Origin of the sequence: Paenibacillus sp. E194 (genome assembly GCF_000935845.1) — a bacterium.
Classification (GTDB): Bacteria; Bacillota; Bacilli; order Paenibacillales; family Paenibacillaceae; genus Paenibacillus_B; species Paenibacillus_B alvei_B.
Genome location: NZ_JMDX01000063.1, coordinates 1 through 15,148, shown reverse-complemented (window position 1 = coordinate 15,148; position 15,148 = coordinate 1). Strand labels below are relative to the sequence as shown.

The 15,148-nt window shown below is 44.2% G+C and carries 15 protein-coding genes and 1 pseudogene; all 16 read left to right on the top strand.

Features of this window, described 5'->3' with window-relative positions; genetic code table 11:
- The first annotated feature begins 58 nt into the window (after positions 1-58).
- Positions 59-868 (top strand): class I SAM-dependent methyltransferase, encoded by an 810-nt coding sequence (locus AZ66_RS11155; protein WP_044354923.1) that lies wholly within the window; start codon positions 59-61, stop codon positions 866-868.
- Between the two features lie 319 nt (positions 869-1,187).
- The gene (locus AZ66_RS31355; protein ID WP_021257691.1) at positions 1,188-1,355 is read left to right on the top strand and encodes a hypothetical protein; all 168 of its coding nucleotides are present in this window, start codon (positions 1,188-1,190) and stop codon (positions 1,353-1,355) included.
- 1,048 nt (positions 1,356-2,403) lie between these two features.
- The gene (locus tag AZ66_RS11145) at positions 2,404-2,928 is read left to right on the top strand and encodes a GNAT family N-acetyltransferase (protein ID WP_052648475.1); all 525 of its coding nucleotides are present in this window, start codon (positions 2,404-2,406) and stop codon (positions 2,926-2,928) included.
- A gap of 36 nt (positions 2,929-2,964) precedes the next feature.
- Positions 2,965-3,453: a DinB family protein gene (locus tag AZ66_RS11140; protein ID WP_021257687.1), complete on the top strand. Its 489-nt coding sequence runs from the start codon at positions 2,965-2,967 to the stop codon at positions 3,451-3,453.
- Positions 3,454-3,495: 42 nt separating this feature from the next.
- Positions 3,496-4,173, top strand: a complete 678-nt coding sequence (locus AZ66_RS11135) for a formylglycine-generating enzyme family protein (protein ID WP_021257686.1) — start codon at positions 3,496-3,498, stop codon at positions 4,171-4,173.
- 159 nt (positions 4,174-4,332) lie between these two features.
- Positions 4,333-4,925, top strand: a pseudogene (locus tag AZ66_RS11130) (histidine phosphatase family protein).
- Between the two features lie 140 nt (positions 4,926-5,065).
- Positions 5,066-5,713: a TetR/AcrR family transcriptional regulator gene (locus AZ66_RS11125; protein WP_021257684.1), complete on the top strand. Its 648-nt coding sequence runs from the start codon at positions 5,066-5,068 to the stop codon at positions 5,711-5,713.
- A 237-nt stretch (positions 5,714-5,950) separates the two neighbouring features.
- Positions 5,951-8,020, top strand: a complete 2,070-nt coding sequence (locus AZ66_RS29755) for a fumarylacetoacetate hydrolase family protein (protein ID WP_052648474.1) — start codon at positions 5,951-5,953, stop codon at positions 8,018-8,020.
- 135 nt (positions 8,021-8,155) lie between these two features.
- Positions 8,156-9,055, top strand: coding sequence for a GNAT family N-acetyltransferase (locus AZ66_RS11115; protein ID WP_044354922.1), 900 nt, complete (start codon positions 8,156-8,158; stop codon positions 9,053-9,055).
- Between the two features lie 210 nt (positions 9,056-9,265).
- Positions 9,266-9,703, top strand: coding sequence for a GNAT family N-acetyltransferase (locus tag AZ66_RS11110; protein ID WP_021257681.1), 438 nt, complete (start codon positions 9,266-9,268; stop codon positions 9,701-9,703).
- Between the two features lie 580 nt (positions 9,704-10,283).
- Positions 10,284-10,793 (top strand): GNAT family N-acetyltransferase, encoded by a 510-nt coding sequence (locus tag AZ66_RS11105; RefSeq protein ID WP_044354920.1) that lies wholly within the window; start codon positions 10,284-10,286, stop codon positions 10,791-10,793.
- Between the two features lie 85 nt (positions 10,794-10,878).
- Complete coding sequence (locus AZ66_RS11100; protein WP_044354918.1) at positions 10,879-11,355, top strand: GyrI-like domain-containing protein; 477 nt, start codon at positions 10,879-10,881, stop codon at positions 11,353-11,355.
- An 86-nt stretch (positions 11,356-11,441) separates the two neighbouring features.
- The gene (locus tag AZ66_RS11095) at positions 11,442-12,263 is read left to right on the top strand and encodes a Cof-type HAD-IIB family hydrolase (RefSeq protein WP_044354916.1); all 822 of its coding nucleotides are present in this window, start codon (positions 11,442-11,444) and stop codon (positions 12,261-12,263) included.
- Between the two features lie 200 nt (positions 12,264-12,463).
- Positions 12,464-14,008, top strand: a complete 1,545-nt coding sequence (locus AZ66_RS11090) for a hypothetical protein (protein WP_044354915.1) — start codon at positions 12,464-12,466, stop codon at positions 14,006-14,008.
- A 233-nt stretch (positions 14,009-14,241) separates the two neighbouring features.
- Positions 14,242-14,898: a 3'-5' exonuclease gene (locus tag AZ66_RS11085; protein ID WP_044354914.1), complete on the top strand. Its 657-nt coding sequence runs from the start codon at positions 14,242-14,244 to the stop codon at positions 14,896-14,898.
- A gap of 73 nt (positions 14,899-14,971) precedes the next feature.
- Positions 14,972-15,148: NUDIX domain-containing protein (locus AZ66_RS11080; RefSeq protein ID WP_044354935.1), on the top strand; the 177-nt coding region annotated here is incomplete at its 3' end.

Here is a 15,148-nt window from a genome sequence, read left to right as displayed (position 1 = left end):
ATATTCGAACCAACGCTCCCGATTGATGTGATGAGCGAGAAAGGCTGAAGGTGTAATCATGAATAGAACTGTAAAGTTTCCCGATCCATCGCTGCATCCTGAGTGGATACAACCGCATAGCCCTGAGTGGTATGCAGAGCTGAATGATATAGTAGGAGAATACCAGTATCCGTGGAAATCTACCTTTGAAGAGCCAACGGCGGAGATGATTTATGAAAAGGAGATAATGTCGCACCTCACTAGTGATTCACGGATATTAGATGTTGGATGTGGGCACGGTGAATTTACTAGACGTTGGAATCATAGAGTGAAGGAAGCTGTTGGAATAGATAATCGAGAGAATTTTATCCGAAAGGCGCAGCAGCTCAATGGAAGTGAGTCAGTACATTTCATGCTCGTAAACAACGGAGGATGCATTGTGCCCTTTGCAGACAACACGTTCGACCTCGTTTATACGAAGAAAGGGCCTTGGTTATACGAGGAGGCATCTCGAATTCTAAAGCCGAATGGGATGATGATGGGTGTATATCATGGAGGGACAGATGGTGGGCTTAGAAGCCTGCTTCCTGGATTGTTTACCCCGCTATCTTATGATCCTTACGATTTGGATGATTTGGTCACAAGATATCAGTTTCAGCGAACAGCCGGATTGAGCGATTTTCAGGTTCAACTGGTTGAGGAAGTAGAGTATTTGACAAGGCCAGAAGATGTGCTCATAAAGAAGTGCTTTGGACAGAGGAAGGAAGTTCGTGAATATGTCTGGTCAACTTGCCTTCGGGGTGTTGAACAGGTATTTGCAGAGCATGCAACTGACAAAGGATTTAGAGTAATTAACTTTCATTATGTAGTTAAAGCAAGGAAGTCGTGATTGGTAACTCCGTTTACATGAATGGCAGGTATCATGACCAGCTGTTAGTTTGATAGACTGATGTGGAGTATCAAGAGTGAAACAAGATGAAGAGTTTTATATATATTTTGTGCATGGAAATTGCATGGCAAGCTCTTATTTTTAATCGATTCGTGAGAATCGATTTTTTTGTTCTATTTTGTCCCGCGCAATAAACATTGATTTACATAAAATAAAAGGAGCGATAGCGATATTGTTCAATCGCTAGGTAGTAGATTCCTATTACATGGTACGTTTTCACAATCTATCAGGAACTACTTTCCTGAGGGAGGGAAGCTGGATGTCAAATCCCAATTTACCGAACATTACACCCCAAATAAGTATTACTAGAGACGATGCAATCAATTTATTGCTTATTTCAATGGCTATGGAAGAGCTCTCGCTTAGTCATCTAGTGAACGCGGAGGCAGAGAAAATGCAATATGTCCTTGGGACGCTTCCTGGGTAAGAAGCTCCTGCAACTATCCGAACCCGAGTATTTTGCAGCTGCTGGGGTACAAGGAATAACGCTGCAATTTTTAGCTATGGCTATGAAAATGTCGGACTAGTTTCACCGGTTTCTTTCTTAGCGGCGAAGGTGACGAATGGCAGCGGCATAACGTTCTCTACGAACAATCGAACAGTGATTGAATTGGCTCCGAATGCAACTTATTTTGCATCCTATAGCTTCATCGAAAGTCCATTAATGGCTAGAGCTTATCGGTCGCCCCGTCATTAGTGGACGGAGTGTCCCGATCAGGTGGAGCGGGCAGCGCCGTATTCAATACAGGGCCAGGATCTAATAAACTGCAGCTTATGAATATGAATGTACAGGAGATTAAGTTTGTCTTTTGCGAATGTTAATATTATTCAAATCGGTTAAGGAAATTGCAATTGCCACATCAGTAGTTTTTATTACTCTTGTGGGATGATTTCTGAAATGGAACAAGGTCGAGTTTAAGGGAGCGGTATCCTCCGACTCGGCCTTGTTGTTTTTATTGCCGCATGCGTGTACAGCGTATTTTTGACGTGAGATCAAGGTCATGGAAGCGCGTGATCTTCCGCAGCAAGTATTGTCATGTTGGATGGAATTATGTTGGCTAATATTGGTAAGGAAAATATAATAGAGACAAGGATATTCGTTGATGGGTGGAGGGGAAGAATGCGCACGATAAAAACCATCTTTGTTGCGGCAAGGTTCTTCATCATTACCTCATGTACCTTTCTGAAATACGATCAGCTCTTTATTGTTCAACAAGGCTAGGAACCATCGAAGATGAAACGATATTTAAGTCGAATGGAATAGGGAATCTGTTTGTTTCTATGATCAATCCCGTTCGAATTGCTGAGGCCCGAGAAATGGTGCTGCAGATTAAGGCTGCAGATGGAACAGAAATCATAAAGTCCCGCACATTTCGGTTGGAGAATTGAGTCACTATAGCTCAGGATAGTTGAGGGCGGGGGATTGAAAATTCTAGAGGTAAGATACATCAGTTCGGAGTGAGGGGAGTGGCGACATGAATCAGGTTGTTGTGGCTAGTGCTGCCCAAGTCGAAAAGCAGCGAATACAACAGCTAATCCAGTTCTATATTTATGATATTACTGAATATACTGGTGCGGCCATTCAAGAAGACGGTACGTATCGTCCAATGCCGGACATCGATAAGTATTGGGATGATCCCATAAGTCATCATCCTTACCTCATTACGGTAAATGATGAAGCAGCAAGATTCCTATTGATCAGGGTAAGAGATGAGCAAAGTCAGTACTACGATTTTGCACATTTGTTTGTTATGCGTAAATTTAGACGTACGGGAGTAGGTCGGATTGCAGCGAAGTGTATATTTCAGCAATATGGCGGCGAGTGGGAACTGCATCAATTAGAGAATAACATTCCCGCGCACAGGTTCTGGGATAAAGTTATCGACGAGATATCTGATGGCACAGTAACGGTAAAAAATGGAGAACGGAAGAAGATATCAACGTTTTGCCTGCAAGTAGTTGTACAAGTTGTGCTGGTTCGTGTTGGTTATATGACGTAGCAGAGTGTACAACAATCAAAATGAGGTGGGATGTTGATGGCAGCGGACATAGTGCAGCTCATTGATTATCATGTATGGGCGAATGATAGAATCATGAATCATCTTGCCGGATTACCTAGTGAAGTTTTTTTCAAACCAGTAGATGTTGGATTCGCAACGATTGCAGCTGTAATCCATCATATGGTGTCTGCTGATGCGCTCTGGTTTGCCCGGATTATGGGAGATCGCACATCTCCTGTGGAGGTTAACCAATTTGCTTCGCTTCAGGAAGCAATTGATTACACGAATAACGTATACACTCAAATGCGTGCATATGCAGGTTCGATTCCTGATCCGGAGAAGATCGTGACCTACCGAACCCGGATGGGAGAAGAGGTTCAGAACACGATATCCGACATCGTGTACCAAATCGTGAATCACGGTTCTTACCATAGGGGCAACATCTCTACCATGCTAAGACTGTTGAGACACGAAGGGGCGTTGAGCGATTACATTGCTTACATCCATTCGAGGGAACAAAAGTAGAAACGTACGTTGACTATAGATTCGAACATTGAGGTGAGAGAAATGTCCAGATTTTATCCGATAGTGCAAATTCCAGGCGGGGAGGAAGATTTGCGAGATGATCGCAAAAAGCTTCAATGGCAAACAACCATTCATACTTTTCTTCTTGGAGCCTATCCGGTTACGAACGAGTTGTATGAGGCGGTTGTAGGAGATTCAGATACCGCTTCTAACTCTTCACATTCTCATCAAATGCCCGTAGTGAATATTTCGTGGAAGGACGCGGTTGTCTTTTGTAATTTACTTTCACAGAAATCTGGATTGACGCCATGTTACTCGATAGGGAGCGATGGGGAGACGGTTCAATGGAATGTGGAGGCAGACGGCTATCGCCTACCGACCGAAGCAGAGTGGCAATATGCATGTAAAGCAGGGACTTCTGGCTACCAGTATGGCAAACTGGATCAGATTGCTTGGTACAATGATAATTCACAAGGCATGCTCCATGAGGTTGGGAACAAGGAGCCGAATGCATGGGGATTGTACGATATGCTCGGCAATGTATGGGAATGGTGCTGGGATATTTATGATGAGCAGGTGTATGGCTCTTATCGAGTCTTTCGCGGGGGAAGCTGGGCTGAAGAAGCAAGAGGATGCGGAGCAACCTGCCGTAGGCGCAGCCATCCCACATTCCGAATTGAGGATCTTGGATTCCGCCTAGCAAGGTCATTGAATCGTTAATCCCCCTGTGTGATGCAAGTGTATGATGGCAGCTGTATTCAGCATGAATGAGAAGGAATAGCGGATTGAACGAACATGCGAAGGGTTTTATGGAACATTACGAAAACGACATGAGGAGCGAAATAATACGGATGATTTCTGTTTACGAATGGAGGAGTTATGGAGGAAGTAATTACAACCATATATATGGTTCGTCATGGAGAATCGCCTAAGACGGAAGGAAACGAAGAACGCGTGGCTTGACAGAGAAAGGCAAGGAAGCTGCTCGTATTGTCGCGGATATTCTACAAGAAGAGGGGATAGACACGTTCGTATCTAGTCCATATTCGAGAGCAGTCCTCACTTTGGAGGGTCTGGCGAAGTCGCAAGGGAAAGAGATTCACGTCTTTGAAGATTTGAGAGAAATGGTGTTTGTCCCCGGTGATCGCATTGTAGCGAACGATGAGCTGTATCCTGTGGTCAGAAGGATGTTTGAGGATGCCGCTTATTCGCTGCCTGGAGGCGAAACGATTGCGGTTTGTCAAGAGCGGGCTATGCGTGTATTACAACAAATCGTACATACCCATAGAGGCAAAAAGATTGCGATTGGCACGCATGGAGCTATCATGACATTGATGATGGGCTGCTTCGATAGTCGATATGATGTAGACTTTCTGTTCCAGACTTCTAAACCTGACATTTATAGACTTGAATTGAATGAGAAAGATGAGTGTATAGGTGTTCAGAGAATGTGGAAGGTTGCTGCACGTTGAGCTCTATGAAGTAGAGCGGTAATAACAGTCAATTAATCAAAACGAGTTCCTTGAACATGTTAAACTACTCTGTTGACACGGACTGTCGGCAGAGATAAAATCGATTTGAACATGTTAAACTATAGAGGAAAGGTGTTTTGATGGACAAGACAAAATCTGCAATACTCGATTCCGCTCTGGCCCTCTTTATTGAAAAGGGATATAAAAAAACCACAATTCGTGAAATAGTAAATCATTCAGGTGTATTGATTGGCAGCATCTATTATTACTTCAAAAACAAGGACGATATATTTCATTCATTGATTGTGGATGTTTTTAGCTTAGTTGATGAATATACAAATATACATATATCGCCTATCAATAGCCCTGTATGCAAATATGCCGTTGCCTGCACTCTGGAGTTGTATATAGCTGATATGAATGAGCACGGTGCAGAATTAATATGTGAAGGGTATAATTCTCCTAGCATATTAGACAGTTTGGTGAAGCACGCAGCAATGCGTTCAGAAAGGATATTTGAGGAATACAACCCAGCACTTAATTTTTCCGATTATTGCCGTCTGACATTGGCTATTAAAGGTGTAACCCGCAACTTTATCGAAAATCTGCGGAGTAATGATTCATTTCCAATGGAATCCGTTATTGATACTTTGTTGGATATTAGCCTTCGGACATATAACGTTCCAGCGGATGAAATAGTGCAGACCAAGCAATACATAAAAAATAATGAAGAACAACTTAGGAAGGCGGCAAATGCCTTGATGCACCAAGCCTTGCCGAGAAAATAATGAGGGTCTAACTGCACATCAGCGTTGTAAAAAGCCTTGTGCAGTTTTTAAACCTCTTTATTTGAACATGTTAAACAAACAAAATGGCGAATGTTGTAGGGCAAAGATTATTGATTTACCATGACCGATTAAGAATAACCGGAAAGAGATTACTTTTTGGTGAGAGTAATAACACATGGGCGTACATTCCGCCACTCATGCCTGAATCGATGATAATATAAGAAGGGAGCAGTTGTTATGAAGCTAGTAACTTTTGTCCTTAAAAATGACCCTACACAAACAGAAATAGTTGGTGCTTTGACCCAAGACGAACAGCACATTGTTGAACTGCAAAAGGCATGTAGGATTCATAAGGGTAATCCCAACAAGTATTTTGATAATATGATTGAATTTCTGGCCGGTGCTGCGGAAGCGTTCGCTTTGGCTGCTGAATTGTTGGAGGAATCTGGTGCTGACTGCAAGGTGAGTATAGAGGATGTTCAGTTATTGGCTCCGGTTCCTCGGCCTCGTGTAATGCGGGACTGTGCCTGTTTTGAGGAACATCTAATTGGGTGTAATCGTCGTGGGCGCATGATGCAGGGTGAGGATCCCGCAAGTATTGACCCTGAAAGCGTTAAGCCGGATGCTGGATGGTATGCCAAACCCCGTTTTTACAAAGTGAATGTCAATTCCATTGTCGGCCCCGGTGTGGACATCGCTTTCCCAGGCGGAGAAATGTTTAAGGACTATGAACTGGAACTCGCCTTCTACATTTGGAAGGAGGGCAAAAACATCAGCCACCACAACGCCATGGATTATGTTGGCGGCTACACAATATTTAATGATTTTTCGGCAAGAATGATTCAAATGAACGAAATGGCTCTAGATAGTTTCAATGTTGGACCTGGGATCGGCAAGGATTTTGCAAATGCAATGGGGCCCTGTATGGTGACGCCAGATGCTTTTGACTATACCGATGCGAAGATGACTGTTCGGGTGAATGGTGAGGTGCGTGGTGGCGGGAACCATGGTACAGCTTACCACAAAATCCCCGATGTCATTGAATACATCTCAAACGCGACAACCTTATATCCTGGCGATGTCATTGCAACAGGAACGGTGGGAACAGGGGCTGGCATTGAAACAGGTATCTCATTGAAAATTGATGATGTTGTTGAATTGGAAATTGAAGGGATTGGCAAGTTGGCGAACCGGATTATTATTCCAGACGCCACCAAACAAAGGAATAAGGGCGAGGCGTTCAAACGCTTGGTGTGCGGGCCAGTGGATGGTAAGTCATCCTTTGTTATTGACGATTATCCTGATAAATGGAGAGGAGGCGCTTCCAAGAAGCCGACGGTTGATGTCTGGCGGATAAATGAAATGCCCGCGAAAGAATCAGCTACTGCCAATGTGGATATGGGGAACCTGCCTATTGAACATGAACCACAGGCCGGCATGGGTCAATCCATTTTCCGGCATGTGCCTCTTGATATTCCGCAAGGACCCAGATTTGAGGATTTGCCACCCAATGTTCAGAATTTGCATAGAGGAATGTGGGTGGAGGCACATAAAACCATTGGCACTAAGTATATTCCCACCGAAGAAGATATGAAAAAACATGTGTCCATGCATTGGACCGAGACAATAAATATGTTTTTCTGTGTAGATGCAGAACCCGAATTGGTGTCACTTAATGATTTGGATGATGCGCCCCTGAAAACGGGGGATGCACTTGTGCAGATGGCTTGTATGCATGGTTGGATAGGCACCGGGATAATCGGTGGTATTCTGGCTTCTGCTGACATGAACACCCACACACAACCGATTGACAAGCCCAAGCCAGCATTGGTATCCAAACTTACCCGCTTCAAGCGATATGTAGCTGCAAACATGAAGAGCACTGAAAAAGAGATTGGGATGTCGGATGTTGTGATAGACGACTATTCTCCGAATGAGAGTGAGATTTTCGACAATGAGGGAAAACAGATCGGCTATGCGGGTGACATTTGGCGCATGTTAGCCCCAAATGCAGATGTATCGGCAAGTGCTGATACGATTGTTGGCCCTATGGAGCCAACACCACCTGAAAATGGAATTACTTTCCGAATGGTGGATCTGTTGCCCGGTTGCACATTTGAAACTGACGCCGATTTCATGAGTTACTATTCGGTCATCATCGGCCAGTTGGAGGCTGTTTGTGATGAAGGCCGTGCCACGGTACCGACCACGGGTGATTTGGTTCAGTTGAAAAACGCAAGCTTGAAACTGGTAAACACGACAGATGAAATTGTACGCTTTGCATACTACATGATCGATACCGAATAGCCGAAAGATGTAAAAATCGTTTTTGGTCAATTTATTATCTCCCACCAGCTAGGAATGAGGGTTACAATCCATATACGGATGCGATTATCCAGCACTCCACCAAGAAAATAGAGCAGCATGTGTGGGGGATGACAAGTGAACCTTCAATTTAAAACGTATCATGATGATAATTATAATGAGGTTTGTCAATTTTTAATTGACATTTCGCAAGAGCATCGCAAGCATATAAATTGGAATTGGGCTAGATGGGAGTGGATGTACTTCCATCCCGATTTCGATAGAAGCTTACGGTCAAAAATCGGCTTATGGTTTGATGAACTTGAATTAGTGGGTTTGGCTACCTATGATCACTATTCGGGTGAAGCATTTTTTGCAACGAAGCAAGGATATGAAGAACTGGAAGATGAAATTGTCGAATACGCTGTGAAGACTTTCAGCGATGAAAATGGGCTTGGAGTCGCAGTGAACGATACTGACTCTGAACGTTCTCAACGCTTGCAAAATAAAGGATTTGTAAAACACGATCAGAGTGAAAATATTGTTGCGTGTTCCATTGCAAATATCGAACATCATTCCGTGCTCCCGGCGGGCATTACGCTCAAAAGTTTGGATGCAGAAACAGACGTATATAAGCACAAGACCGTGCTGTGGAAAGGCTTCGATCACGATGGCCCAGTTTCCATAGATGATGTAACCATACAGAAGCAGAAAGCGATGCTGTCTGCAACTCATATGAATCCATCCTTGCATATTGTTGCGGTTAATGAGGACGGGGAATATGTGGCTTATTGCGGATTATGGTATAGTCCCCAAACCGATTATGCGTATGTCGAACCTGTAGTCACTATTCCGAGTTATCGGGGGATGGGACTTGGTGCTGCGGTTGTAGTAGAAGCGCTAAAGCGCAGCAGTGTATTAGGAGCGAACAAAGCGTATGTCATTTCGGATCATCTCTTTTACAAGGCGATAGGATTTGTTCAGCATTCACGGTACTCTTTCTATTGGCACAATGACTTACGGACAAGCGATACGTAATGTTTAATGCGGGTTTAGCAGTACGGATGAATGGGCTGGGCATATCATACATATTCATGTCATGAAGGTTAGGATTGCGGTTTCTAGGACAAAGAGCAGATTGGTGGGCAGTGATGTGATTATCATTGTGTGCTACAACAATGGTAAAGCGATTGCAATGAAGGAATATACGGGAACCGAATTCAAGAATCGGTAGGAAAGAGGATAGCGATGATTACAATAAGATCAATTAAGGAAAATGAGCTGTTGGCATTGAGCGAGCTCTATCAAGAGCTAATGGGACAGCAGACGAACCAATCGAAGCTGGAGCAGGTATATCGAACGATTCAGCATAATGAGCAATACATCATTCTGGGAGCATTTGACGAGGAGCAGTTAGTAGGTTCCTTGATGGGCATTATATGTCATGATCTTGTGGGAGATTGTAAGCCATTCATGGTAATTGAGAATGTGATTGTGTCCCCATTGGTTCGCAGACAAGGTGTTGGCAATAAGCTGATGCAGGAAATTGAAAATATGGCGCGACAGCGTGATTGTTACTACATCATCTTTGTATCTGGCGAGCAGCGCAAAGAGGCTCATCAATTCTATGAACGGCTCGGCTTCAAGGATGAGAAGGTAGAAGGGTATCGGAAGCATCTAACCTAGGGCCCTGATATCGTACATCGTACATGAGAGAATACTTTGGCCAATAAAGTGCGTTATTGTTACGATCCCGCAAGGTAAGAAGAAGCGACTCATGGCTGACTGTCTGAAGATTGATATTCACGTATTAATCATGAAACAGGAGTGATCTGTATGGGTATGGCTGTGTTTTTTTCTTTTTTATCTTTTGTCTTCTACATAGGAGCATTTGTCATCTCAATTTATTGTCTAGTCCTCTTTATTAAGTTAGCACGACGGGGAATCAGAGCATTGGATCTGTATATTCAGGAAAAGGAAAACAAGAACGTCTAAAATGACAAACGGGGGAAGCCTATTGGAGGAACGCTCCAAACGTCCGAGGAAAGTGACGAGGTCGGTTACTATTCTGTAGAGGAAGCGCGAAGCAAGTTCACTTGGCCAGGGTTTCGAGAACAGATTGATCTCTACTTGAATCAAGAGGAGCTATTCATGATAGAGTTTCATCGCTGATAATGGTACCGATTCCTACGAACCAATGTACAGACGGAATGAGCGGGCGTATGAATGGAAAAATAAATCGGCTAAGAGAGAGGATTGATTCAACATGACAACTTTTCATTTTCACCCGATGACGAAAGAGCAGGCAGCTATCATTTGCACGTGGAAATATGAGGGGATCTATTCCTTGTACAGTATGGATGGGGATGACGAGTCCATCAATGAGATGCTAGAAGAAGAATTCTATTATACCGTCGATGACGAGAATGAACTAATCGGCTATATCTGTATTGGCAACTCTGCCCGTGTTCCGGGAGGCTATGCGGCTGGTATCTATGAAGATGAGCAAGCAATTGATATCGGTCTCGGACTTCGACCCGACTATACAGGACAGGGAAAAGGGGTGGAGTTCCTAGCTCAGGTTATGGACTACATTCGGAAGCTGAATCGAGGGGAGAAGATTCAATTAGTCGTCGCTGCCTTCAACGAAAGAGCGATTAAGGTGTATGAGCGTACTGGGTTTGTTAGAGGAATCTCATTCACAAGTAAAATAGGAGGGCAGGACACTGAATTTGTAGTCATGAGATATTCTCCTGCATTTTTTAAAGCCAAATAGAGCGAATGAAGGAACGATACGGCTTATATAATTGAAGATTCGCTGCTTGACAGCTGACAATAGCATCGCAACTGGAGGGGATACAATGCAAGCTACAGTGGTTACACTGCAGGCCAAGCAGCTTGTAGGATATCTAATTGAGGCCACGATAGAGGAGTTCGAATCGGGTCTTGGCAGGCGTACCTATCAAAAGCTAGTGACACAAAAAGATGAAATTCAATATCGCAACAATGATCATGTGCTTATGGTGCAGATCTATCCTGAGAAATCCGACTTTGATCCGCTCAAAGATCGGTTTATTCAAATTTTCGGATATGAAGTTGCGAGCCTGGGAACGATTCCGCCGCAAATGATAAGCCATAACATCCCTGAGAGTAAGTATGTGACTTGCACACACTATGGTCTCGAATCGGAATTAAGTCGTACGTATGAGTTCTTATATGGCGAATGGATGCGTGAGACAGGTCATGTGGCGCGTTTCTATGATTTTGAGAAATGGGATGAACGTTACAAGCCTTATAGTCAGGACAATGAAATTGATATATTTATCGCATTGGTATGATCTGTTCCTTCGTAGATACGCCATCTGCTTCGTGAAAATGGTATAGTAGAGATACTAATCTATTCGACGAAAAGGAATGCTGACAGATGAACTATAAAATGATCGTACTTGATTTGGATGATACATTGCTGCGTGATGATCGGACGATATCCCCGCGCACGAAGCAAGCGCTTCTTGATGCGCAAGCCGCTGGGGTGAAGGTAGTGCTTGCCTCAGGGCGACCAACCTATGCCATGATCGCCATTGCAGAGGAATTGGATCTGGATAGATTCGGCAGCTTTATTTTATCGTTTAACGGTGCTAAGATTACGAATTTCTCGACGAAAGAAGAACTGTTCAGCAGTACGCTGCCAGTAGAAACGGTTCGTGATATATACGCGCTTAGCCAACAAGAGGAAATATCAGTCTTGACCTATGTGGGCGATGATATTGTGACGGAAGCTTGCAATGAATACGTGGAGAAGGAATCCGAAATTACCGGCATGCCGATCTTGGAAGTGGATAGCTTCGTAGCTGCAGTACAACAGCCTGTTGTTAAGGTGTTGATGGTCGGGAATGCGGACAAGCTCGCTGTCATCGAGAAGAAATTGCAGAAGCAGTTGGAGGGTCAATTAAGTGTCATGCGTTCTAAGCCGTTCTTCTTGGAATTCACCGAGCACGGTGTGGACAAGGGCACGAGCCTTCATGAGCTGATTCAGAAATTAGGAATTCGTCAGGAAGAAGTCATTGCGATGGGTGACAGTTATAACGATGTTGCTATGATTAAGTTTGCCGGTCTCGGTGTAGCCATGGGAAATGCCCCGGCTGATATTCAAGCGTTAGCGGATTATGTAACGGATACGAATATGAACGATGGCGTAGCCAAGGTTGTTGAGAAATATGTGCTTGGCGAGCTTGTTGCGAAGTAAGGGTCAGCGTATCGAAGGAGAACCTTGTGGAGGTTCTCCTTTTTTTATCACGGATAAACTAAAAACTGAGATTTTGGTTCTGGCGGTAATTATGGTACCATTCATAAGATAGATTCAGTTACGATTGCCGTGCCAACAAGGAGAAAGTTGTATATGATGGGCACGGTTACTATGACATATAGAGAGCAGGGTTGCAAGGAATGGAAGATAGACAACAACGATATCGCTTTAGCGAAGCACCAATATGGGATTTGCAGCGTGCATACTACGAACGAAAAGGACTCAAGGCATGGAATAATGATCAGGTGCCCCAATACATCACAAGCAATCCGATGATCGCTACTGGATATGCGGACATTATTTTCGGTTTTCTTCGGGATCGGGCGGAACAAGGAGAGTGCTCGGAACCTGTTATCATTATGGAGCTTGGAGCGGGAGCGGGAAGGCTTGCCTTTCATATTCTGCACAAGCTGTGCGAACTTCGGGATGATGCGGGAATCTCGCTGCCTCCATTCAAGTATGTAATGACGGATTTGGCTGCCAAAAATGTGGAAGGATGGCGGGAACATCCTCAATTGAGGCACTTCGTGGAACAGGGGATGCTCGACTTTGCTACATTCGACGCAGTCAATGATAAGGAAATAAATCTCACCATTGCTCAAGAAACAATTCGTCCAGGCGATTTGTCACAGCCGCTGCTTGTATTGGCGAATTATTTCTTTGACGGCATTCCGCAAGAGTTGATTTATGTTGGGGATGGCGAGATCTATGAATGTGATGTTCTTGTTGAGTTCAAGGAGCAGGATGCTGCTGAATCCGTAGATCCGATTCGAAATATGACAATGACATATGAGTACCGCCGTGCTCCTCAATACGAGAGCGAATCCTATCCATATGGTGAGGCAATCTCACTGTACCGGCAGGAACTTGAGGACTCTCATATCCTGTTCCCAGAGGTGGGATTGAGATGCTTATATAGACTGAACGAGTTGTCTCAGCAGGGATTCGTGTTGCTCACTGCGGATAAAGGCGACCATAGGCTCGATAACTGGAAGTTTACTGATCCGCCTGAAATTGTTCACCACGGTGGCAGCTTCTCGTTAACAGCGAATTATCATGCGTTTCAGTATACATTTGAGCAGAGAGGTGGGCTAGCACTGTTCCCACCAAATCACTATAAAGACATTAATGTCGGATGTATCTTCATGCTGAAGGATCCCAACAGTTACGTAAACACCAAGTTAGCGTATCGTCAAGGAATTGAACGATTTGGGCCGGATGATTTCTTCAGTCTGAAGGTGTGGGTGGATCGGCATCTGGATACGATGGACTTGCAGCATATTTTAGCCTTCTGGAGACTAGGCGGCTATGACGCAGAATTTTTCATACAGAGCGCGAAGCGAATTTCGAGCTTGCTTTCTGAGGCAAATGATGAGGAGATGCTCGATATACAGCAGGGCATTCACATCATGTGGTCCGCTTTTTACTTGATGGAACAGAAGTACGACTTGGCTCTGGATGCAGGAGTGATCCTCTTTGAAATGGGGATGTATGAGGATGCAAAGTGGTTTTTGGAGACGTCTGTAGCGAATGATGATGATCCTGTTGCCACGGTACTTTTCTGCTTGGCGATTTGCTGTTATGAGCTTGATCAGGAGGACACAGCGCTGAAGTATACGCGCGAGGCACTGGTGCTGGAGCCTGATAATGAAGAAGCTCTGGAACTGCTGAGCTGCTTCGAGTAAGGGAAGCTTGCTTCACGAACTGCTTGATATGCATGGAGAAAGAAGCAGAGTATGAAAGTCTGAAGAGAAGGATTCCATAACACATTTGAGGATACAGGGAATCCATTAATGATGAACCGGATCAGCCACGCCGTTGAAGGAGTGAACTGATCCGGTTATTTGGTTTGAATTTCTAGTAAGCGATTGCATAGCGGGTGTATAATATTGTTAATTCGATAGAGGGGGGTGTACCGATGAACGTTTCCAACATATCCAATGAAGAATATGAGTTAAGCGGACTAACGATTAAGGATTTATTGAATCAGCAGTATTGTGTGTTTGATTTTGAAGGAACTGGCATCGACCATCATCTCGACCATATCACCCAAATAGGTGCGTTGAAGTTGGACGCAAGTGGGATTCAGGATGAAGTCCCTTTTGTTACACTTGTGCGTTCGCCGAAGCCAATCCCTGAACATATTGTAGAGCTTACGGGAATCACGAATGAGGCGATTTATGAAGCGCCAGATTTTGCTCAGGTCTATGAGGCATTTACGCAGTTCATTGGCGAACGGATTCTCGTGACGCAGGCGGGTTATGAATACGATATTCCTCTGTTGCGCAAGGAATGTGAACTAGCCGGATTGCCGATGATTAACAATGTCGTATTGGATACGAAGGCCATGTTCACGAACATTCATCCAGAGCTTGCCGATATCCCCTCAACTGATTTCCTCATCCAGTACTATCAAATTGACGATACGGACATAGCCAGACATGATGCAGTGGGAGACAGCATCCTGATCAGTCGACTTTTCGTAAAGATTCTTGAAGAGTATAAGGAACGAGGACTGGATGATTTGATTATAGAGGATGCCCTGCGGGTGAAGAGGTTTAGGAGACCGTATTAAGGTCACTAGGGTTATATACATATCTATCATTGAGTAGTAAATTGCTGCATACGAGAAAGAGGAGATTGTAAATATGTCCAAGGTTGAGTTGACGAATATGTGCATGATCTATGATCCTGACACAAATCGGGTATTGGTGCAGGAGCGTGTGAAATCGTGGAAAGGCCTTTCGTTTCCAGGAGGTCATGTGGAAGAAGGCGAGAGTCTGGTAGATTCCACGATTCGAGAGGTGAGAGAAGAGACAGGACTT

What these genes read in the sequence shown, in the direction of transcription:
- AZ66_RS11155 (WP_044354923.1), top strand. Translation starts at nt 59, where the DNA reads ATGAATAGAACTGTAAAGTTTCCCGATCCATCGCTGCATCCTGAGTGG.
- AZ66_RS31355 (WP_021257691.1), top strand. Translation starts at nt 1,188, where the DNA reads ATGTCAAATCCCAATTTACCGAACATTACACCCCAAATAAGTATTACT.
- AZ66_RS11145 (WP_052648475.1), top strand. Translation starts at nt 2,404, where the DNA reads ATGAATCAGGTTGTTGTGGCTAGTGCTGCCCAAGTCGAAAAGCAGCGA.
- AZ66_RS11140 (WP_021257687.1), top strand. Translation starts at nt 2,965, where the DNA reads ATGGCAGCGGACATAGTGCAGCTCATTGATTATCATGTATGGGCGAAT.
- AZ66_RS11135 (WP_021257686.1), top strand. Translation starts at nt 3,496, where the DNA reads ATGTCCAGATTTTATCCGATAGTGCAAATTCCAGGCGGGGAGGAAGAT.
- AZ66_RS11125 (WP_021257684.1), top strand. Translation starts at nt 5,066, where the DNA reads ATGGACAAGACAAAATCTGCAATACTCGATTCCGCTCTGGCCCTCTTT.
- AZ66_RS29755 (WP_052648474.1), top strand. Translation starts at nt 5,951, where the DNA reads ATGAAGCTAGTAACTTTTGTCCTTAAAAATGACCCTACACAAACAGAA.
- AZ66_RS11110 (WP_021257681.1), top strand. Translation starts at nt 9,266, where the DNA reads ATGATTACAATAAGATCAATTAAGGAAAATGAGCTGTTGGCATTGAGC.
- AZ66_RS11105 (WP_044354920.1), top strand. Translation starts at nt 10,284, where the DNA reads ATGACAACTTTTCATTTTCACCCGATGACGAAAGAGCAGGCAGCTATC.
- AZ66_RS11100 (WP_044354918.1), top strand. Translation starts at nt 10,879, where the DNA reads ATGCAAGCTACAGTGGTTACACTGCAGGCCAAGCAGCTTGTAGGATAT.
- AZ66_RS11095 (WP_044354916.1), top strand. Translation starts at nt 11,442, where the DNA reads ATGAACTATAAAATGATCGTACTTGATTTGGATGATACATTGCTGCGT.
- AZ66_RS11090 (WP_044354915.1), top strand. Translation starts at nt 12,464, where the DNA reads ATGGAAGATAGACAACAACGATATCGCTTTAGCGAAGCACCAATATGG.
- AZ66_RS11085 (WP_044354914.1), top strand. Translation starts at nt 14,242, where the DNA reads ATGAACGTTTCCAACATATCCAATGAAGAATATGAGTTAAGCGGACTA.